19 protein-coding genes and 1 tRNA gene are annotated in these 20951 nt (G+C 67.7%); 8 read left to right on the plus strand and 12 right to left on the minus strand.

What is annotated here, in order from left to right:
* Window positions 1–14 precede the first annotated feature (14 nt).
* The 3 genes from OHA61_RS19040 to OHA61_RS19050 form a co-directional block, all read right to left on the minus strand.
* On the minus strand, window positions 15–1484 hold the full coding sequence (locus OHA61_RS19040) for a hypothetical protein (RefSeq protein WP_406304032.1): 1470 nt from the start codon (window positions 1482–1484) through the stop codon (window positions 15–17).
* Window positions 1485–1831: 347 nt separating this feature from the next.
* Window positions 1832–1966: a DLW-39 family protein gene (locus OHA61_RS19045; protein WP_003958712.1), complete on the minus strand. Its 135-nt coding sequence runs from the start codon at window positions 1964–1966 to the stop codon at window positions 1832–1834.
* A gap of 163 nt (window positions 1967–2129) precedes the next feature.
* Window positions 2130–2966, minus strand: a complete 837-nt coding sequence (locus OHA61_RS19050) for a lipase family protein (RefSeq protein WP_406304033.1) — start codon at window positions 2964–2966, stop codon at window positions 2130–2132.
* A gap of 293 nt (window positions 2967–3259) precedes the next feature.
* Between OHA61_RS19050 and OHA61_RS19055 the strand changes: the two genes are divergently transcribed.
* Window positions 3260–3838, plus strand: coding sequence for a TetR family transcriptional regulator (locus tag OHA61_RS19055; protein WP_406304034.1), 579 nt, complete (start codon window positions 3260–3262; stop codon window positions 3836–3838).
* 181 nt (window positions 3839–4019) lie between these two features.
* Window positions 4020–4244, plus strand: coding sequence for a hypothetical protein (locus tag OHA61_RS19060; RefSeq protein ID WP_406304036.1), 225 nt, complete (start codon window positions 4020–4022; stop codon window positions 4242–4244).
* Between the two features lie 106 nt (window positions 4245–4350).
* Here the strand turns inward: OHA61_RS19060 and OHA61_RS19065 are convergent.
* The 9 genes from OHA61_RS19065 to dnaA all read right to left on the minus strand — a co-directional run bounded on the left by OHA61_RS19065 (window position 4351) and on the right by dnaA (window position 17005).
* Window positions 4351–4424 (minus strand) — tRNA-Ile (locus OHA61_RS19065).
* 69 nt (window positions 4425–4493) lie between these two features.
* Window positions 4494–5045 carry a DUF3566 domain-containing protein gene (locus OHA61_RS19070; protein ID WP_406304037.1) on the minus strand — a complete coding sequence of 184 codons (552 nt, stop codon included), beginning with the start codon at window positions 5043–5045 and terminating at the stop codon, window positions 4494–4496.
* A gap of 87 nt (window positions 5046–5132) precedes the next feature.
* A complete protein-coding gene (gene gyrA, locus OHA61_RS19075; RefSeq protein ID WP_406304038.1) occupies window positions 5133–7742 on the minus strand; it encodes a DNA gyrase subunit A in 2610 nt (869 codons plus the stop codon).
* Window positions 7743–7783: 41 nt separating this feature from the next.
* Complete coding sequence (gene gyrB, locus OHA61_RS19080; protein WP_328674309.1) at window positions 7784–9850, minus strand: DNA topoisomerase (ATP-hydrolyzing) subunit B; 2067 nt, start codon at window positions 9848–9850, stop codon at window positions 7784–7786.
* Window positions 9851–10459: 609 nt separating this feature from the next.
* Complete coding sequence (locus OHA61_RS19085) at window positions 10460–11011, minus strand: DUF721 domain-containing protein (RefSeq protein WP_389368658.1); 552 nt, start codon at window positions 11009–11011, stop codon at window positions 10460–10462.
* Window positions 11008–12168: a DNA replication/repair protein RecF gene (gene recF / locus OHA61_RS19090; protein ID WP_406304039.1), complete on the minus strand. Its 1161-nt coding sequence runs from the start codon at window positions 12166–12168 to the stop codon at window positions 11008–11010. The genes OHA61_RS19085 and recF overlap by 4 nt, the downstream gene beginning before the upstream one ends.
* A 30-nt stretch (window positions 12169–12198) precedes the next feature.
* Entirely contained in the window at window positions 12199–13077 is an 879-nt protein-coding gene (gene gnd, locus OHA61_RS19095; protein ID WP_324975316.1) for a phosphogluconate dehydrogenase (NAD(+)-dependent, decarboxylating), read from the minus strand.
* Between the two features lie 135 nt (window positions 13078–13212).
* On the minus strand, window positions 13213–14343 hold the full coding sequence (dnaN, locus tag OHA61_RS19100; RefSeq protein WP_142214717.1) for a DNA polymerase III subunit beta: 1131 nt from the start codon (window positions 14341–14343) through the stop codon (window positions 13213–13215).
* A gap of 862 nt (window positions 14344–15205) precedes the next feature.
* Window positions 15206–17005: a chromosomal replication initiator protein DnaA gene (gene dnaA / locus OHA61_RS19105; protein WP_406304040.1), complete on the minus strand. Its 1800-nt coding sequence runs from the start codon at window positions 17003–17005 to the stop codon at window positions 15206–15208.
* Window positions 17006–17365: 360 nt separating this feature from the next.
* On the opposite strand from dnaA, the gene rpmH reads away from it, so the two are divergent.
* From rpmH to rsmG, 6 genes are all read left to right on the plus strand, one after another.
* Window positions 17366–17503 (plus strand): 50S ribosomal protein L34, encoded by a 138-nt coding sequence (rpmH, locus tag OHA61_RS19110; protein WP_006381191.1) that lies wholly within the window; start codon window positions 17366–17368, stop codon window positions 17501–17503.
* An 18-nt stretch (window positions 17504–17521) separates the two neighbouring features.
* Window positions 17522–17893 (plus strand): ribonuclease P protein component, encoded by a 372-nt coding sequence (gene rnpA, locus OHA61_RS19115; RefSeq protein WP_406304041.1) that lies wholly within the window; start codon window positions 17522–17524, stop codon window positions 17891–17893.
* Window positions 17890–18249, plus strand: coding sequence for a membrane protein insertion efficiency factor YidD (gene yidD / locus OHA61_RS19120; RefSeq protein WP_406304042.1), 360 nt, complete (start codon window positions 17890–17892; stop codon window positions 18247–18249). The genes rnpA and yidD overlap by 4 nt, the downstream gene beginning before the upstream one ends.
* A gap of 3 nt (window positions 18250–18252) precedes the next feature.
* Window positions 18253–19512 (plus strand): membrane protein insertase YidC, encoded by a 1260-nt coding sequence (gene yidC / locus OHA61_RS19125; protein WP_406304043.1) that lies wholly within the window; start codon window positions 18253–18255, stop codon window positions 19510–19512.
* Window positions 19513–19530: 18 nt separating this feature from the next.
* Entirely contained in the window at window positions 19531–20043 is a 513-nt protein-coding gene (locus OHA61_RS19130) for a R3H domain-containing nucleic acid-binding protein (RefSeq protein WP_266480585.1), read from the plus strand.
* Between the two features lie 111 nt (window positions 20044–20154).
* The gene (gene rsmG / locus OHA61_RS19135) at window positions 20155–20871 is read left to right on the plus strand and encodes a 16S rRNA (guanine(527)-N(7))-methyltransferase RsmG (protein ID WP_324975336.1); all 717 of its coding nucleotides are present in this window, start codon (window positions 20155–20157) and stop codon (window positions 20869–20871) included.
* Window positions 20872–20951 lie beyond the last annotated feature (80 nt).

The following is a 20951-nucleotide window of genomic DNA, read 5'->3' on the forward strand; positions in this document are numbered from 1 at the left end:
CCGCAGCCCCTGAACTACCAGGTGGGCGGCGGGCCGTACTGCCCGGGAGCCTGGCTGGGTGCTTGTCCCGGAAGCTGGCCGTGCCCACCGGGCACCTGTCCGGGCACCTGCCCCGCCGCCGGTCCTTGCGCCGGGAACGGAGCGGCAGCATCCGTCACGGGAGCCAGAGGAGCCGCGTGAGCAGGTCCCTGCGCCGGCGCCCCGGCCGTCCGCCGCCGCGCCAGCAGGGTCCACGCGCCGAGTCCCAGCACCAGCACGGTCCCCGCCCCGATGCCCGCGGCGGCGACCAGCTGCATCGTGTCGCTCTTCGCCGCCTCCGGCGCGCTCTTCCCGCTGTCCGCGGCCTCCTGGTCGTCCTTGGTGACCTGAAAGTCCCCCGCGGGCCCGTCGTACGCCGGAGCGCCCCGCACCTTGCCCTCGACGTTCACGCGCAGCGTCAACGGGATGGCGTTCGTGCCGTACTCCTTGCCGACCTCCGGGTTGAGCGTGACCGAGAGGTAGTACCAGCCGGCGAACCGCATGGCGTTGGTGGAACTCGTGTAGTCGTATCGGTTCTCGTACGCCACCGGCGGCAGCGGGTCCAGCGCCAGCGACTTCTGCTTGCCGTCGTAGTACAGGCTCGACGCGTCATCGACGTATCCACGGGCCGGGTTGTGCAGGGACAGCACCAGGGCACTGCTGACGCTCTTCGCACTGTCGGGCGCCGTACTGCTGCCGAGGTCGGCGCTGGCGAAGAGCTGCTGTCCCCAGTCGACCGGCACCCGGTAGAAGAGCGTCTGGCCGGGGGTGATCGCGTCCTGCCACTCGCCCTGCTTCAGGCTCGTGGCATCGGTGAAGCTCGTGCCGCCCTGCCGCTTCCCGGGGCCGCCTGCGGGCGCCGGTGGGGACGCGGACGGCCAGTTCTCGGCCGGCGCGGTGGGGCCCTGGGCCTTCAGCCCGGACTCGGAGGCGAAACGGATCTCCACGTCCCACGGCTCGGGCGTGGAGGTGTCTGCCTTCGACCGCTGCAGGAGCACGTAGTACGCGCCCGCGTCCTGGCACCTGCTGCCGTCCTTGACGATCGTCCGGTCCGCGTACGCGGCGACCGGCCTGGCGTACGAGGCTGATCCGAACTGGGCGTCCCCGTCACCGCACTTGTACCCCGAGCGGTCCTCGATGCTCACCGAGAGCCTGTCCGCGGACGACACCTTCGTCGCCGGCTTGGGAACGGCGACGGCCGAGATGTAGGCGTTGGTCCTGGCATCGAGATCGACCCGGTAGTAGCGCTTCTCGCCGGGCTTGATCGTGTCCTTGTACGTCGATCCGGCGCTCAGGGGCGGCCCGTCACTGTTGACCGGGGCTCCCTTGACGGTCTTGGCCCCGCTGTCGAAGGCGTACGGATTGGGCTCGCCGGCCGCCCATGACTGCCCGGGCAGCGCCGCCACCGCGCACATCGCCGCCATGGCCGCCAGCGTCACCCGGCCCGTGCCGCGCTGCCTCTTCACGCGCTTCTCCTTGTCCGCCGTACCAGTACGAGCACCAGGCCCGCGATCAGGACGACCGCGCAGCCGGCCGCCGCGGCGGTCGCGGCGAGGGACCATCCTGCCCCGGCCGCCGCTTGGCTGTCTTCGCGGGCGGCCGAATCACCCTGGGAAAGCCATCGGGAAGGGCGTCGACGACCGTCCCTACTGCATGGGAGTTTGCTCTTGCAAGCTAGAGATTTGCTCAGGCGAACTCAAGGTCGAGATTGTCACGGTCACGCAACGGCACCGGACGGCCAGGAAAAGGGGGCAGCACTGAGCCCCGGCCGCTTCAGCGAACCGGGGCTCAGTGGTTTCAAGAATGCTGCGTCTCACACACCCGAACCTGCGGGCACGGAGTCGGTCGCCTCCGTCCACAGATCCTGCTCGGCGCGATCCGCCTGGATCTGGCGGTACACGAGGAGCCCGCCGATGGCGGCCAGTGCGACCAGGAGAAGCTTCTTCACCGCGCGACCTCGTCTTTCCTTGACGTATGAGGACTTCTGCCGCCCGACTATACACACCGACCGATACCGTTCGGTGACCTGCGTGCGACGTCCGCACGCCCCAACTCCGGCCCCGGACAAAGCGATCGGCCGGGCGGAGAAGCAGCCGGGCGGAGTTGGCGGCTCAGGCCCGTGGCCTCGGGATCAAGGAGAGACGTCGGGTGAGGAAAGTGACCGCGCCTGGCACTCCGTAGCTCTGCTCTGCGGCGTGGTCTTTGTCATCTTCAACGTAGAGGACATCGGCGCCGGCGGCCCGGTACCGGTGGACCAGCTGCCGTGCGGCGGTGACGGGTACCAATTCGTCGCTGACGCCGTGGTAGAGGTACACCGGGGCGGCCGGCGTGCCGGGAAGGCCGATGGGGCTGACGCTGTGGGCGAAGGAGTGGAACGCGCCGACGCTGAGGGAGCCTGGGGAGGCCTCGAACCTCGACAGCGGTGCGAAGTAGGGGCCGGACGCGACGGCGGCGCCGGCGCACTCGTTCTGTACGGCGTCGGCGTAGGCGAGCCCGGACGTGCCCAGGTACTGGTTGATGTCGGCCTGCGGATAGGAACGCCGCAGAGCCGCGAGCCCGAACGGTAGCCAGCCGGAGAAGGCTTGACCGCTGATGGTCTGCAGGCTCGCATTGAAGTCGGCGATGACGCCGCCCATGGCGATGCCCCTCAGCTCCAGCTCGGGGGCGTATTCGGGTTGCATTTGGGCTGCCGCGGCGGTGGCGAAGCCCCCGCCGGAGTAGCCCCACAGGCCGAGGGGGGCGTGGCTGCCTATCTGCGCAGGCGCGAAGGAGCGTGCCGCCCGGTGCCGTCGAGAATTCCGTGTGCTGCTGCGGCGGCGCCGAGGAATTCCGATGCCGGGCCCTCGTAGTCCGGCGGCCACTGGCACCGCCGCCACGGTGACTGTGCCGGCGGTCACCACAGCCAAAACGATCAGCCGGAAGAGACGCCATCGACGTACGTTTCGCATATCGAACCTCCTCGAATCGGTTTGCCTGCCGCAAGCGGGCGCTGCTGCGCTGGTTGGATTCGGACATGGCGCCGAGGTGAGGATGATGCGGCGGCTGACCAGGCGCTGGGCCATAAGGGCCGCGCGGTTGACGGTGCCGACGGCGATGCTGGGCGGTGGTTGCGCCGGTCCAGCGCCCGCAGGTTCTGGTGGCCGTACTCGAAAGCAGTCATGTTGGCACCGTACGACTAGATGTCATTCACTGACAATATGTCGCCTGCCGACTTCTTGGCATCGTGTGTATGATGTGGTCCATGAGTACGCTGCGGGAGCGCAACCGGAAGGCCGCCTACGCCGAAATCCGCGACACAGCCATACGGCTGTTCATGGATCAAGGTTTCGAGAACACGACGATCGAGCAGATCGCCGCCGCCGTCGGTATGTCGCCCAGGACCTTCTTCCGCTACTTCGCCACCAAGGAAGACATCGTCGTCGGCAACCTTGTCGGCCTCGGCGAGGTCGTCCTCTCGGCGCTGCAGGCCCGCCCGCCGCAGGAAGGCCCGTGGGAGGCGATGGTCGCTGCCCTCGCGGCGCTTGCCGACGCCCCTGAAACCCCACGCCACGCGCTGGAAACCGCCTTGCTGACTACGGCCAACCCGTCGTTGCGCGCCCGCCACCTCGAAAAACATGTGCGCTGGCAGGAACTGCTCGTACCCGAGATCGAACGCCGGATGGGCATCGAACCCGGCCCCGTGCCCGACCCGCGTGCCCACGCGATCGTCGGCGCCTGCCTCACCTGTCTCGACACCGCAATGGAGATCTGGGCACGCCGGAACGGCGAAGGCACCCTCGAAGAGATCTACCTGGAAGCATTCACCGCCATCCGCAGCTGACCGGACGCGGCCGGCCACCACCCCGAGCCGCCCGGCTTCGCCACCAACCGCACGGCCCCGACCACCTCAGACGCGTCGCCCGCTTCACCGCCGCCGCGAGCACTGCCGAGTTGCCCGTCTCCTGGCCTCCGCACTCCGCGGCTGAATCCTCGCCACTCCACCCCGAAACGGGAGGCCCAAGGTGAACCTCGCCGATCTGCTCAGCCGGAGTGCCGACGCCCACGGTCAGCGCATCGCCGCAGAACTCGGCGACCATTCGCTGACCTATGCCGAACTCGACACGCTCGCAGGCCGGGTGGCCGTGCTGCTCGCCGCACGCGGCGTCAGTCCCGGCGACCGCGAGCCCAAGGGCGCCACCGGCAAGATCCTCAAGCGCGAGATCGTGGCCTCCCGCCTTACTGAATGAGGCCCCTGGGAGGGCTGAGAGAAGTCGGAGAGACGATCAAGCCGGCCACAACGCAGAGAGGGCACCTCCCACTGGGGAGGTGCCCTCTGTGCATTCACTACTTCTGTGGGGCTAACAGGATTTGAACCTGTGGCCTCATCCTTATCAGGGATGCGCTCTAACCAACTGAGCTATAGCCCCGCCGCGCTGCGCGCTGACTCATGAAGATTAGCGCACGTCGGGGCCAGTCCCAAAATCGGTTGTCCTGTCTCACTCGTCCTCGGCGAGGGTCAGCTCGACGCCGCCCACGAAACCCGCGGAGAGGTTGTAGATAAAGGCCCCGAGGGTCGCCAGAGCTGTGGCCAGCACCACATCAATCACGGCGATGACCGAGGTGAAGATGAGCACCCGCGGCAGCGACAGGAACGACTGAAGGTCGAAGCCATTGCTCTCGTTGGAGCCGGTCGCCTCGCTGATCGTCCCGCCGACGGTGGAGAAGACACCCATCGCGTCCATGACCATCCACAGCACCGCCGACGCGATCACCGTGCAGATGCCCAGCGCGATGGAGAGCAGGAAGCTGACCTTCATCACCGACCACGGATCGGCCTTGGCCACCCGCAGCCGCGCCTTGCGCGTACGCGGCGTCGTACGGGCCCCGGTGCGCGGCCTGCGTACAGCCGCGCCCGGCTGAGGCGCGCCCCCGCCCTGGGGCGAGGGGTATGCCTGCGGCGGGTGGTACGGCTGCGCGGCCGGCTGCGGCGCCGGCTGCTCGCCCCCATACGTCTCGTGCGGGGGCATGGGCCCCCGAGTGTCCGTCACCGTAACCCCCTGGGAGTCCGCGGCAGGGCCACGGGCACCGTTCGCTCCGGATGCGGCCGATCCGGCGCCCGTGGCTCCACTCACGCTTTACTCCTCGTGCTCCCCTGCCGAGGGCTCACTGCCCTCGACTGCCGCCCCGGCCGCGTCGGCGCCGGCCAAATCGGTCGCTTCGACCTCGTCGGTCCCTTCGACCTCTTCGGCCTCGCGACCGGCCTCGGCGTTACGAGCGATGCCGACCACGGCATCGCGCTTGCCCAGGTTGATCAGTTGGACGCCCATGGTGTCACGGCCCGTCTCCCTGACTTCGTTGACTCGCGTACGAATCACACCGCCACCAAGGGTGATGGCGAGGATCTCATCCGTCTCCTCGACCACCAGCGCGCCCACGAGCGAACCACGGTCCTCCACAATCTTGGCGGCCTTGATACCGAGGCCGCCACGACCCTGGACGCGGTATTCGTCGACGGCGGTCCGCTTCGCGTACCCACCATCAGTAGCAGTGAACACGAACGTACCGGGCCGCACCACATTCATCGAGAGGAGCTGGTCTCCTTCACGGAAACTCATGCCCTTCACGCCCGATGTGGCACGCCCCATGGGACGCAGCGCGTCGTCGGTCGCGGTGAACCGGATCGACTGCGCCTTTTTGCTGATCAGCAGCAGATCGTCCTCGGCCGAGACCAGCTCGGCACCGATCAGCTCGTCGTCGCTGCCGTCCTCCGTCTCGCGGAGGTTGATCGCGATGACACCACCCGCCCGGGGCGAGTCGTAGTCCTTGAGCGGCGTCTTCTTCACCAGACCGCCCTTGGTGGCGAGCACCAGGTAGGGCGCGGCGTTGTAGTCGCGGATCGCCAGGATCTCGGCGATCTGCTCGTCCGGCTGGAAGGCCAGCAGGTTGGCGACGTGCTGACCGCGAGCGTCGCGGCCGGCGTCCGGCAGCTCGTAGGCCTTGGCGCGGTAGACCCGGCCCTTGTTGGTGAAGAACAGGAGCCAGTGGTGCGTGGTGGAGACGAAGAAGTGGTCGACGATGTCGTCTTCCTTCAGCTTCGTGCCGCGTACGCCCTTGCCGCCGCGCTTCTGCGAGCGGTAGTCGTCCGTCTTCGTACGCTTCACATAGCCGCCACGCGTGATGGTGACGACGATGTCCTCCTCGGCGATCAGGTCCTCGATGGACATGTCACCGTCGAAGGGCACCAGCTTGGAACGCCGGTCGTCGCCGAACTTCTCGACGATGACGTTCAGTTCCTCGCTGACGATCTGGCGCTGCTTCTCGGGCGAGGCCAGGATCGCGTTGTACTCATTGATCTTGGCTTGCAGCTCGTCGTGCTCGGCGACGATCTTCTGGCGCTCCAGGGCTGCCAGTCGGCGCAGCTGCATCTCGAGGATGGCGTTTGCCTGGATCTCGTCGATCTCCAGCAGGCCCATCAGGCCCTCGCGCGCGATCTCGACCGTGTCACTGCGCCGGATCAGCGCGATGACCTCGTCGATCGCGTCCAGCGCCTTGAGCAGACCGCGCAGGATGTGCGCCCGCTCCTCCGCCTTGCGCAGGCGGAACTTCGTGCGCCGGACGATGACCTCGATCTGGTGGTGCACCCAGTGGCGGATGAAGGCGTCCAGCGAGAGCGTGCGCGGCACGCCGTCGACCAGCGCCAGCATGTTCGCGCCGAAGTTCGTCTGAAGGTCCGTGTGCTTGTAGAGGTTGTTCAGCACGACCTTGGCGACGGCGTCGCGCTTGAGCACGATGACCAGGCGCTGGCCCGTACGGGACGAGGTCTCGTCACGGACGTCGGCGATGCCGCCGATCTTGCCGTCCTTCACCAGGTCGGCGATCTTCTGCGCGAGATTGTCCGGGTTGGTCTGGTACGGAAGCTCCGTGACCACCAGGCACTGCCGGCCCTGGATCTCCTCGACCTCGACGACCGCGCGCATCGTGATGGAGCCACGCCCGGTGCGGTACGCCTCCTCGATGCCCTTGCGACCCACGACCAGCGCGCCGGACGGGAAGTCCGGGCCCTTGATCCGCTCGACGAGTGCGTCGAGCAGCTCCTCGTGGGTGGCGTCAGGGTTCTCCAGCGCCCACTGGGCGCCCGCCGCGACCTCACGCAGATTGTGCGGCGGGATGTTCGTGGCCATACCGACCGCGATACCCGCCGAGCCGTTGACCAGCAGGTTCGGGAAACGCGCCGGCAGGACCGTCGGCTCCTGGTTACGGCCGTCGTAGTTGTCCTGGAAGTCGACGGTCTCCTCGTCGATGTCCCGGAGCATCTCCATCGACTGCGGCATCAGCTTGCACTCGGTGTACCGCATGGCGGCCGCCGGGTCGTTGCCGGGAGAACCGAAGTTTCCGTTGGAGTCCACCAGCGGCATACGCATCGACCACGGCTGGGCGAGACGTACGAGCGCGTCGTAGATCGAGGAGTCGCCGTGCGGGTGGTACGTACCCATGACGTCACCGACGACGCGGGCGCACTTGTAGAAGCCCTTCTCAGGCCGGTAGCCGCCGTCGTACATCGCGTAGAGCACGCGCCGGTGGACGGGCTTGAGACCGTCCCGTACGTCGGGCAGCGCACGCGAGACGATGACGGACATCGCGTAGTCGAGATACGAGCGCTGCATCTCCGTCTCGAGCCCGACGGGCTCGATCCGCAGCCCCTGCTCTTCTTCTTCAGTGGTGGCGGGAGTGTTCTCGTCGGCCATTGCTGGTCAAGATCCTTTCGAAGCGGTCAGCTGAGACCGACTCAGATGTCGAGGAAGCGGACGTCCTTGGCATTGCGCTGGATGAACGAGCGCCGCGCCTCGACGTCCTCACCCATCAGCACGGAGAACAGGTCGTCGGCCTGCGCCGCGTCGTCCAGGGTGACCTGGCCGAGTACGCGGTGGTCCACGTCCATCGTGGTGATGCGCAGCTCCTCGGCGTTCATCTCGCCGAGACCCTTGAAGCGCTGGATCGAGTCTTCCTTGATCCGCTTGCCGTTCTGCTTGCCGAGTTCGACGAGCGCGTCGCGCTCGCGGTCCGAGTACGCGTACTCGAAGTCGTCCCGGCCCCACTTGATCTTGTAGAGCGGCGGGCGCGAGAGATACACGTGCCCGGCCTCGACCAGCGGCCGCATGAAGCGGAACAGGAAGGTCAGCAGCAGGGTGTTGATGTGCTGACCGTCGACATCGGCGTCCGCCATCAGAATGATCTTGTGATAGCGGAGCTTCTCGATGTCGAAGTCCTCGTGGACTCCGGTACCGAAGGCCGAGATCAGCGCCTGGACCTCGGTGTTCTGCAGGATCTTGTCGATCCGGGCCTTCTCGACGTTCAGGATCTTGCCTCGGATGGGCAGGATCGCCTGGTACATCGGGTTACGGCCGGACTTCGCCGAGCCACCGGCGGAGTCACCCTCGACGATGAAGATCTCGCACTTGGTGGGGTCGTTCGACTGGCAGTCGCTGAGCTTGCCCGGCAGGGAAGCCGACTCCAGCAGGCCCTTGCGACGGGTCAGGTCACGGGCCTTGCGGGCCGCGACGCGCGCCGTCTGCGCCTGGATGGACTTGCGGATGATGTCCGCGGCCTCATTGGGATTGCGGTCGAACCAGTCGGTGAGGTGCTCGTGCACCACCTTCTGCACGAAGGTCTTCGCCTCCGTGTTGCCCAGCTTGGTCTTGGTCTGGCCCTCGAACTGCGGCTCGCCCAGCTTGACCGAGATGATCGCGGTCAGACCCTCGCGGATGTCCTCGCCGGAGAGGTTGTCGTCCTTCTCGCGCAGCAGCTTCTTGTCGCGCGCGTAACGGTTGACCAGGCCCGTCAGAGCGGCCCTGAAGCCCTCTTCGTGGGTACCGCCCTCGTGGGTGTGGATGGTGTTCGCGAAGGAGTACACGCCCTCGGTGTACTGCGAGTTCCACTGCATCGCGATCTCGGCCGAGAGCAGGCGCTCCTTGTCCTCGGCCTCGATGTCGATGACGGTCGGGTGGATGAGTTCGCCCTTGCGGGAGTTGAGGTACTTGACGAAGTCGACGATGCCGCCTTCGTAGTAGTACTTCACCGCGCGCGCGGGCGTCTCCTCGTCCGGCTCCTCGGGGGCGTCGGCACCTACGGTGGCCTTCGCCGACTCGCGCTCGTCCGTCAGCGTCAGGGTGAGGCCCTTGTTGAGGAAGGCCATTTCCTGGAAACGGCGGGAGAGCGTCTCGAAGGAGTACTCGGTCGTCTCGAAAATGTCCGGATCGGCCCAGAACGTCACCGTGGTGCCGGTCTCGTCCGTGGCCTCGTTCTGAGCGAGGGGCGCGGTCGGGACACCGAGCTTGTAGTCCTGCGTCCAGCGGTAGCCGTCGGTCTTGACCTCGACGGAGACCTTCGACGACAGGGCATTGACGACCGAGACGCCGACGCCGTGCAGACCGCCGGAGACGGCGTAGCCGCCGCCGCCGAACTTGCCGCCCGCGTGCAGAACGGTGAGCACGACCTCGACGGCCGGCTTGTTCTCGGACGGGACGATGCCCACGGGGATGCCGCGGCCGTTGTCGATGACGCGCACGCCGCCGTCGGCGAGGATCGTGACGTCGATCGTGTCGGCGTGACCGGCCATGGCCTCGTCGACGGAGTTGTCGACGACCTCCTGCACCAGGTGATGGAGTCCACGCTCACCGGTCGAGCCGATGTACATGCCGGGTCGCTTGCGGACCGCGTCCAGACCCTCAAGGACGGTGATCGCGCTGGCGTCGTACGAGGCGGTTACCTCGCCGTTCCCACCGGCAGGAGTGGACGGAATGTTCTCGTTGGGGTTGCCGGAATCGGCCACGAAGCGCCCTTTCTGGCACAGCACAAGCCGTTCTCCGGGCAGGCGGGAGCGGCTGCGTCGTTCGACATGTTCCGCGAGTGGGCGGGATTGTGCACCAGTCTACCGGTACGGCCGACCCGAATGGGGGTTTGCCGGTAGCTGCGTCCTCATGTGCCGCCCTGAACCGTGTCGGTCCGACTCCCCATATCTGGGAAGGGGCTCCAGGAGGCTCACACGGGCATTGAGCGCTTCGGGCTGTCAACCACTGGCTACGGTGAGGGACACCTCACCCGCAACGGGGGGTTTCGGGTGTTACGGGATGGGCCGCGTTGCACGGGCGGCGGCGGGTGGGGGCGGGGGCTCCGGGCGGGCCGGGCGGGGGCGTTGGCGGCTGCGGGTGGGGTGGGGTGGGGCGTGCCCCGGGATCGGGGCGGGCGGGAGCGGCCGCGGTGCGAAGCTGCCGCAACCGGGTGCAGGGCGGGGGCCCGAGCTCTGTCTCCGCAGCGGAGCCGCTGGAGCACCTCCCCCGGTTCAGGGGAAGGCGCGGGGACAAATCCGCCTTGAGCGAACACCGCACGCCCGAAGGCGTGCGGTGTTCGGCGCGACGCGAAAACCCCGCACCGGGGCCCGGGTGCGAGGCCCAAGGCGCGCACCTCACCCGTACGTGTCGCCCGGCCCCACACTCCCCGGCGCCCTGAGCGCCCCGTACGTCCTCGGCGGCCCACCCGGCCCCAGTACCTTGATCAGCCGTACCGTCCCGTGCCCCAGGTCCTCGTTCAGCCGCGCCACCAGCCGCGGCGCCAGCAGCCTCAGCTGCGTCGCCCACGCCGTGGAATCGCACTGCACCGTCAGCACCCGCTGGTCCGGGTCCTCCTCGTACCGCAGCGGCACACAGTGGTTCGCCAGGTCCGCGCCCACGATCTGCGGCCAGCGACCCATCACACCGCCCACCGCGGCCGGTGTCTCCCAGCCCCGCTCGGTGATCAGCCGGTTGATCGCCGCACCCAGAGGCAGCGGATCGCGCCCGTCCGCCCGAGCGCCCGATCGCAGCCCGCCACCCCGCCTGGCCTGCTTCTTCTGCTGTGCCGCGGCGCCGCGCGCCTTCGCCTGTTCCTTCGCGGCGCGCAGCGCGACCCGCGCCAGGTCGACGCCCGAGGACTCGGGCACCGCCGACGGCTCGGCCGCTTGACTCGGTTCCTCGCTCATACGCGCCCCACCGCCCCGTCCGCCACCAGGTACCGCGCCCCGGCCAGCACTGCCGGCACATCGTCGTCCACTGCCGCCGTCACCAGCACCTGCTCGCCCGGAGCGACCAGTTCCGCCAGCCGCTCGCGGCGCCGCACGTCCAGTTCGGCGAAGACATCGTCGAGGACCAGCACCGGCTCGTTGCCCTCGGCCCTGAGCAGGTCGTACGAGGCCAGGCGCAGCGCCAGCGCGTACGACCAGGACTCGCCATGGCTGGCGTACCCCTTGGCGGGCAGCTGTCCCAGCTTCAGCACCAGGTCGTCCCGGTGCGGCCCGACCAGCGTCACGCCCCGCTCGATCTCCTGCTTGCGCACCTCGGCCAGCGCGACGGTCAGCTGCTCACACAGGGCTTCCCGACCATGCGCCGCCGAGCCCTCTCCCACAGCACCTTCACCGACACCTGCCGCGGCTCCGGAGGAGGAACGGTACTCCAGAGCAACCGGCCCGCCTCCCGGCGCCAGTTGCTCGTACGCCTTGTCCGCCAGCGGCTGCAGCGCCGCGATCAGATCGATCCGCTGCGCCAGCAACTCCGCCCCGGCGCGCGCCAGATGCTGGTCCCACACGTCCAGCGTCGACAGGTCCATCCCGCGCCCGCCGTGCCGCCGCGCCATGGCCGCGGACTTCAGCAAGGTGTTGCGCTGCTTGAGCACCCGCTCGTAGTCGGAGCGCACCCCCGCCATCCGCGGCGAGCGCGCCGTGATCAGCTCGTCCAGGAACCGCCGCCGCTCGCCCGGATCGCCCTTCACCAGCGCCAGGTCCTCGGGCGCGAACAGCACCGTCCGTACTATCCCCAGCACATCACGCGGCCTGACCTGTGAGGACCGGTTGATACGGGCCCTGTTCGCCTTCCCCGGATTGAGCTCGAGCTCGACCAGCTGCGAGCGCTCGCCCTGGGTGACGGCCGCCCGGATCACCGCCCGGTCCGCACCCATCCGCACCAGCGGCGCATCCGACGAGACCCGGTGGCTGGCCAGCGTCGCGAGATAGCCGACCGCCTCGACGAGATTGGTCTTCCCCTGCCCGTTCGCCCCCACGAACGCGCTGACGCCCGGGTCGAGTGGGACCTCGACCCGGGCGTACGAGCGGAAGTCGGCCAGCGACAAATGCGTGACGTGCATGGATGTACGCCGACCTCCCCCGGCTTGGGACTACTTCTTGTTCTCGACCGCGTGGCCGCCGAACTGGTTGCGCAGCGCCGCGATCATCTTCATCTGCGGGGAGTCGTCCTGACGGGACGCGAAGCGCGCGAACAGCGAAGCGGTGATCGCGGGCAGCGGCACCGCGTTGTCGATCGCGGCTTCCACAGTCCACCGGCCCTCGCCGGAGTCCTGTGCATAACCGCGCAGCTTCTCCAGGTGCTCGTCGTCGTCCAGCGCGTTGACCGCCAGGTCCAGCAGCCAGGAACGGATGACCGTGCCCTCCTGCCAGGAGCGGAAGACCTCGCGTACGTCGGTGACCGAGTTGACCTTCTCCAGGAGCTCCCAGCCCTCGGCGTAGGCCTGCATCATGGCGTACTCGATGCCGTTGTGGACCATCTTCGCGAAGTGGCCGGCGCCGACCTTGCCCGCGTGGACGGAGCCGAACTCGCCCTCGGGCTTGAGCGCGTCGAAGACCGGCTGGACCTTCGCGACATGCTCGGCGTGGCCGCCGTACATCAGCGCGTAGCCGTTCTCGAGGCCCCAGACACCGCCGGAGACACCGCAGTCGACAAAGCCGATGCCCTTGATGCCCAGCTCGACCGCGTGCTTCTCGTCGTCCGTCCAGCGGGAGTTGCCGCCGTCGACGACCACGTCGCCCGGCTCCAGCAGCTCGGCCAGCTCGTCGATCGTGGACTGCGTCGCGGCTCCGGCCGGGACCATCACCCACACGACCCGCGGGCCCTTGAGTTTGCCCACAAGCTCGCCGAGGCTGTGGACATCGGCGAGGTCCGGATTGCGGTCGTAGCCAAGGACGGTGTGGCCTGCGCGGCGGATGCGCTCGCGCATATTGCCGCCCATCTTGCCAAGGCCGACGAGACCGAGCTCCATCACAGATTCCTTACGCGTTGTAGGCCGATTCGTACCCGGCTCCGAGCCTACGCCCGGGCGGTACGGACGGCCCGACGGGCCTGCTCACGCCGGAGCAGGCCCGTCAGGATCAGCCGTTCGGCCGTCTTCGCCGTCTCAGCCGGACAGCCGCACGGGCATGATCAGGTACTTGTACGCCTCGTCGGCCTCGGCATCCATGGCGGGCTTGCCGCTCAGCAGCGCGGGCTTGGTGGACGTCGTGAACGACAGCTGGGCGACCGGCGAGTCGATGGCGCTCAGGCCGTCGAGCAGGAAGGTCGGGTTGAAGGCGATCGAGATGTCGTCGCCCTCCAGGTTCGCGTCGACGCGCTCCACAGCCTGTGCATCGTCACTGGAACCGGCCTCCAGGATCAGCACGCCCTGCTCGAAGCTGAGCCGGACCGGAGTGTTCCGCTCGGCGACCAGCGCGACACGCTTGACCGCCTCGACGAAGGGTGCGGTCTCGATGACGGCGACCGAGTTGAACTCGGTGGGGAACAGCGTGCGGTACTTGGGCAGATCGCCTTCGAGCAGCCGGGTCGTGGTCCGCCGTCCGGCGCCCTCGAAACCGATGAGCCCCTCACCGGCACCCGAGCCGGAGAGCGCGAGCGTGACCGTGTCACCGCTGGTCAGGGCCTTGGCGGTGTCCAGCAGCGTCTTGGCGGGCACCAGCGCGACGGCGGACGCCTCCGGGTTCTCCGGCTTCCACAGGAACTCACGGACCGCGAAGCGGTAGCGGTCGGTGGAGGCCAGCGTGACGGTGTCGCCCTCGATCTCGATCCGTACGCCGGTGAGGACGGGGAGCGTGTCGTCACGGCCGGCGGCGATGGCGACCTGTGCGGCGGCGGAGGCGAAGACCTCACCGGGCACGGTGCCGGTCGCGGTCGGCATCTGCGGCAGCGCCGGGTACTCCTCCACAGGCAGGGTGTGGAGTGTGAATCGCGAGGAGCCGCAGACGACGGTCGCCCGTACACCGTCTGTGGAGATCTCCACGGGGCGGTTGGGGAGCGCGCGGCAGATGTCGGCGAGGAGCCGGCCGGAGACGAGCACGGTGCCGTCCTCGTCGACCTCCGCCTCCACCGAGACGCGCGCCGAGACCTCGTAGTCGAAGCTCGAGAAGCTGAGGGCGCCGTCCTCCGCCTTCAGAAGAAGGCCCGCGAGTACGGGCGCCGGCGGACGGGCCGGGAGGCTGCGGGCCACCCAGGCCACCGCCTCCGCGAGTACATCGCGCTCCACCCGGATCTTCACCGGAACCGCCTCCTGCTGTTGCTGGCTCGCCCTTGCTGGCCTTCGTCGTCGGCTGTGTCGCCGGGGACCAGTCTGACGTACGGCACCGACAGTCGGTGCGGGTCGGGGTCAAGTCGCGGCAAGAGGTGTCGCAGGCTCCGGGCTCGAGTTGTGCACAGGGCCTTCTTCGAAGCGAATTCCCCGGTAACTCTAAGTGGGAGTAGTAGTAGGGCCTGTGGAAACCGTGGATAACGTCATCCATGCAGGTCAGACCCGTTTTTTTGTCCACCGGGCCTGTGGGTGGCACCGGTGGACAACCCGGTGCTTCTGTGGACGCCCGAAAGTTCTGCACATCCGATGCACAGGCCAGGGGGACTTCTCCCCAGCGCTGTCCCCAGCTTTACCCACGTTCCCCACAGCCCAACCGACCACCTTGGTGTGACGCCTTTCACTCGACCCGGTGAGCTCGGGCGTTTCGTTGCCGAACAGTGGACAAGGGTGTGGAGAAGCCACGCGAAGCTGTGGGCAACGCGGTGCTGCCTGTGGGCCGCCGGTGGACAACTTTGATCACGCCCTGTGGACGGATCCTGCGTCCACAGACTGTGGAGCACGGTTGACCACAAATCCACAGCCGCCTGACCTGGTGTGATGAAATCTCGGCAACCGCCCCTGTGGATGCGGTCTGGACAACTTTCCAGTCCCCAGGCTGTGGACGGAAGATCGTCCCCAGATCTGTGGAGAACACCCTCCCATCGCCAGGTATTCGAACACCGGACATCCGCAGGACAGGTACGGAAACGGGTGCGGAACGCCGAAGGGCGCTCCGGAACGTCGTCCCGGAGCGCCCTCGAAGGCCTCTTGTGCTGGTGAGCCGCTGGTCGCGTCAGCCGTTCTTGATGCGGTTGGTGAGCTCGGTGACCTGGTTGTAGATGGACCGCCGCTCGGCCATCAGCGCGCGGATCTTGCGGTCGGCGTGCATCACGGTCGTATGGTCGCGGCCGCCGAACTGTGCGCCGATCTTCGGCAGCGACAGATCGGTGAGTTCGCGGCACAGGTACATCGCGATCTGGCGGGCGGTCACCAGCACCCGGCTGCGCGAGGATCCGCACAGATCCTCCACCGTCAGACCGAAGTAGTCGGCGGTCGCCGCCATGATGGCGCTCGCGGTGATCTCGGGGGCCGAGTCCTCGCCGCCGGGGATCAGGTCCTTCAGCACGATCTCGGTGAGCCCGAGATCCACCGGCTGCCGGTTGAGCGAAGCGAACGCCGTCACCCGGATCAGCGCGCCCTCCAGCTCACGGATATTGCGTGAGATGCGGGACGCGATGAACTCCAGCACCTCCGGCGGGGCGTTGAGCTGCTCCTGCACCGCCTTCTTGCGCAGAATCGCGATACGCGTCTCCAGCTCCGGCGGCTGTACGTCGGTGGTCAGACCCCACTCGAAACGGTTCCTCAGCCGGTCCTCCAGCGTCATCAACTGCTTGGGCGGCCGGTCCGAGGACAGCACGATCTGCTTGTTGGCGTTGTGGAGCGTGTTGAAGGTGTGGAAGAACTCCTCCTGCGTCGACTCCTTGCTCGCCAGGAACTGGATGTCGTCGACCAGCAGGATGTCCACATCGCGGTAGCGCTTGCGGAACGTGTCGCCCTTGCCGTCGCGGATCGAGTTGATGAACTCGTTGGTGAACTCCTCGGAGCTCACATACCGCACACGCGTCCCCGGATAGAGGCTGCGCGCGTAGTGCCCGATGGCATGCAACAGGTGCGTCTTGCCCAGTCCCGACTCCCCGTAGATGAACAGGGGGTTGTACGCCTTGGCCGGCGCCTCGGCGACCGCGACCGCCGCGGCATGCGCGAACCGGTTGGACGCGCCGATGACGAAGGTGTCGAAGAGGTACTTCGGGTTCAGCCGGGCATGGGGCTCACCCGGGCCGGGTGCCGGCGAGGGCTGCGCGCCCAGCGGTCCGGGAGCGCCCGTGGGAGTCCCGCGGTGCGGCGTCTGGTGGTCGGGCCGCTCGTGCCGCTCCGGGCGATGCTGCTCGTAGGGCTGGCGCTCGGGCGCCTGCGGCTGCCGGTAGTCGTGCTGGGGCTGGCGCGGCCGGGCGGTGGCGTACGGCTCGCGCCATTGCTCCGCGGAGGGGTCGCGGTCCTGGAAGCCGCCGAGCCTCGGCTGCTGCCAGGACAGGTCCTCCTGGGTGCGTGGCCAGGCGCCGGGTTCCGGGCGCTGCTGCTGTCGCTGCTGGTACTCGGGGTAGGCGGGGCGGACGTCGGGCAGGCCGTCGTCTCCTCCGGGCCGGTGCCCGTAGCTGTCGTAGGGGTCGCTCTGCCGGGAGTCGCGAGGATCGTCGTGCTGCGGGCCCTGGTAGCGGGGAGCCTGCTGGGCCGGGGGCTGCTGCGAGGCGGGGGGCTCGCCCACGGAGTCGTCCACCGTGATGGCGATCCGGATGGGGCGGCCGCACTCACGGCTCAGGGTCTCGCTGATCAGCGGAGCCAGCCGACCCTCGAGGACACGCTTGCCCCATTCATTGGGGACGGCGAGGAGCGCTGTGTCGGCCACCAGTGCGAGCGGCTGGCAGCGCTCGATCCACTGTTTGTCCTTGGGTTCGATGCCCTGCTGGCCCTCTGCGAGGAGCTGTTCCAGCACTCGTGGCCACACTGCGGCAAGATCGGCAGGTACGTCAGCCACAAGGCACGCTCTCTCGCAGGTCCCACGAATGTGTGGTTCTCGGGACGGGATGGGAAGACAGGCAGGAAAGGAATTGGAGTTCAGCCACGGTAGTCAGGGCGACCCGCGCGGTTCAAGTTGTTGTCCACAGCCTGTGCACAGTGGACCACGCCATCAGGCTGGTTTGACCGGATGGCGTAGCCGCGCGTACCGTAACCAGGTCGAGTTGTCGATGGCTGCTGCCGCCTGCCTCCGATGGGCAAAGATCACGGTCTGTGATCGTGAAGCGGTGCACTCGGGCGTAATCGCGAGCTACTCGTGGGCGCACGGTGACAGCCAGGCGATGTCCCGCCATCTACGAATCATTTCTGGAGCCCCCGAGTGAGCAAGCGCACCTTCCAGCCGAACAACCGTCGTCGCGCGAAGACCCACGGCTTCCGCCTGCGGATGCGTACCCGTGCCGGCCGCGCGATTCTCGCGAACCGCCGTGGCAAGGGTCGCGCCAGCCTGTCCGCCTGATCGCTAACAGGTCATGACGTGCTGCCTACCGAGAATCGGCTGAGGCGGCGCGAGGACTTCGCGACCGCGGTACGCCGAGGACGCAGGGCCGGTCGCCCGCTCCTCGTCGTCCATCTGCACAGCGGTGCCACGGACCCGCACGCGCCTGGGGAGAGCGCTCCCCCGACGTGTGCGGGTTTCGTCGTAAGCAAGGCCGTAGGCAGCGCAGTCGTCCGCAACAAGGTCAAGCGAAGACTGCGTCACCTGATACGTGAACGACTCACCGAGCTGCCCCCCGGTAGCCTGGTGGTCGTACGGGCGCTGCCCGGTGCGGGCGACGCCTCCTATGAACAGCTGGCCCGAGACCTGGATGCCGCCCTCCAGCGGCTGCTGGGAGGGGGCGCGCGATGAAGTACCCGCTGCTGGCTCTGATCAAGCTGTACCAGTGGACGATCAGCCCGCTGCTGGGCCCTGTCTGCCGGTACTACCCGTCGTGCTCCCACTACGGGTACACCGCCATCGACCGCCACGGTGCGGTCAAGGGCACAGTACTGACCGCCTGGCGCATCCTGCGATGCAATCCCTGGTCGCCGGGTGGCGTTGATCATGTGCCGCAGCGCAAGCGTCCGCGGTGGCACGAAATGCTGCGCGATGCCTTGCGTGGCAGCAAGGGCGGGCACTCCGCCGCCGATGTGCCTCCCCGGGGGTCGACCCCCGAACCCCCGAGTCCGGCAGCAGAGACCTCGCCCAATGCTCAAGGAGCCTGATTAGTGGACACGATTGCCAGTCTCTTCAGCTTTATCACCACACCTGTTTCGTGGGTCATCGTCCAGTTCCACTCGCTCTACGGGGCAATCTTCGGCCCCAACACGGGCTGGGCCTGGGGACTGTCCATCGTGTCGCTGGTGATCCTCATCCGGATCTGTCTGATTCCGCTCTTTGTGAAGCAGATCAAGTCGACCCGGAACATGCAGGCGCTCCAGCCGAAGATGAAGGCGATCCAGGAGCGCTACAAGAACGACAAGCAGCGTCAGTCCGAAGAGATGATGAAGCTGTACAAGGAGACGGGCACCAACCCGCTCTCCTCGTGCCTTCCGATCCTCGCGCAGTCGCCGTTCTTCTTCGCCCTCTACCACGTGCTTTCGAGCATTGCCTCGGGCAAGACCGTCGGCGTCATCAATGAATCGCTGCTGGACAGCGCCCGTCAGGCGCACATTTTCGGTGCCCCGCTCGCCTCGAAGTTCACGGACAGCACGGCGGAGGTCGCTGCACTCGGCGCCTCGCTGACCGATGTGCGCGTCGTCACCGCGGTCATGATCGTCATGATGTCGGCGTCGCAGTTCTACACGCAGCGCCAGCTGATGCAGAAGAACGTGGACCTGACTGTCAAGACGCCGTACATGCAGCAGCAGAAGATGCTGATGTACATCTTCCCGGTCATCTTCGCCGTGATGGGCATCAACTTCCCGGTCGGTGTCCTCGTCTACTGGCTGACCACCAACGTGTGGACCATGGGCCAGCAGATGTACGTGATCAACCAGAACCCGACGCCGGGCAGCAAGGCCCAGGACCACTACCTGCAGCGGCTGCTGAAGGGCGTCACCGCCCACAGCGAGGTCAAGTCGCGTCGCAAGCGGACCGTGATCCGGGCGATCGTCGCCAAGGGCCCGGACCGCAACGAGAACGAGCGCCGGTTCATCACGGGCCTCGCCAAGGCCGGCTTCGCCGCTCAGGCGGACGGCACGGTGATCAAGAGCGACGTCGCCGAGGCCGAGACCGAGGGCGGCGCCGCCCAGAGGCGGCAGCAGCCCAAGCGCCAGACCAAGGCGAAGCGGCAGTCCGCCAGTGCCCCGCAGGGCGCGCCCAAGAGCACCGATGCCGCAGACTCGGCCCCGAAGCCTTCGCTGCAGAAGGACACGCCTCAGGGCGCGAAACCGGGCAAGCCCGCCACGGGTACCCCACGCCAGCAGCCCAAGTCCGGGCAGCGCAAGGGCCAGCAGCGGCCCAAGCACCCCTCGTCCAAGAAGTAAGCAAGAAGGAGTCCATCCGTGACGGAAGGCACCATCTCCGCCGCCGCCGAGGGTGGCGACACCCTGACCCGCCTCGAGCAGGAAGGGGAGATCGCGGCCGACTACCTCGAGGGTCTGCTCGACATCGCCGATCTCGACGGTGACATCGACATGGACGTCGAGGCCGACCGGGCCGCGGTCTCGATCATCAGTGACTCGGGCAGCCGCGATCTGCAGAAGCTCGTCGGCCGTGACGGCGAGGTCCTGGAGGCACTTCAGGAGCTCACGCGGCTTGCCGTGCACCGGGAGACCGGGGACCGCAGCCGGCTGATGCTGGACATCGCGGGCTTCCGGGCCAGGAAGCGCACCGAGCTCGCCGAGCTCGGCGCCAAGGCCGCCGACGAGGTCAAGAGCACCGGTGAGCCGGTCAAGCTCGACCCGATGACGCCCTTCGAGCGCAAGGTCGTCCACGACGCGGTCGCGGCCGCGGGTCTGCGCAGTGAGTCCGAGGGCGAGGAGCCGCAGCGCTTCGTCGTCGTGCTCCCTGCCTGACCTCCATTGTTCCGTCGGCCCCGTCTGTTCGCAGGCGGGGCCGATCTTTGTCAGCCTGATAGTCAGTCCACAGTCGACAGTGCGACAGTGCGGTACGGAAGGACGGTTCCCGTGACGGAGGCAGCAGAGCTTCCCCAGGCGCCAGCAGAGGCCCGGACGGTTTTCGGAGACTTCTTTCCGGAGGCCGTGCGGTATGCGGAGCTGCTCGCGGACATCGGCGTGAAGCGTGGACTGATCGGTCCTCGTGAGGTGCCTCGGCTGTGGGAACGGCATCTGCTGAACTGCGCGGTGCTTTCCGAGGTAGTGCCGGAGGGCGTCACGGTCTGCGATGTGGGTTCGGGGGCCGGCCTCCCGGGCATTCCGCTGGCGCTCGTCCGCCCGGATCTGAAGATCACACTCCTCGAGCCGCTGCTTCGCCGGACGAATTTCCTTCAGGAAGTCGTCGAACTGCTGGGTCTTGAGCATGTGACCGTGGTCCGGGGCCGGGCCGAGGAAGTACTGGGCAAGCTGCCTCCGGTGCATGTGGTGACCGCACGTGCCGTGGCTCCGCTGGACCGGTTGGCGGGCTGGGGAGTTCCCCTGCTGCGGCCGTACGGAGAGATGCTCGCGCTCAAGGGCGACACCGCCGAGGAGGAGATCCAGGGGGCACGTGCCGCCCTGAGCAAGCTCGGTGTGGTGGAGACCTCAGTGCTGCACGTTGGTGAGGGGATCGTCGATCCGCTGTCCACTGTGGTCCGCGTGGAGGTCGGGGAGAGCCCTGGCGGTGTGCGCTTCGCTGCCAAGCGAGCCAAGGCTGCCCGGACCAGCCGCACTCGTCGGCGTCGCTGATCCATACAGTTCGTACTGCCTATGAGTAATGCTCCATACAAGCTTCCATACGTACGCATTTCGGAGTGTCGTGCGGGTGT

This window comes from Streptomyces sp. NBC_00885 (genome assembly GCF_045207475.1).
Classification (GTDB): Bacteria; Actinomycetota; Actinomycetes; order Streptomycetales; family Streptomycetaceae; genus Streptomyces.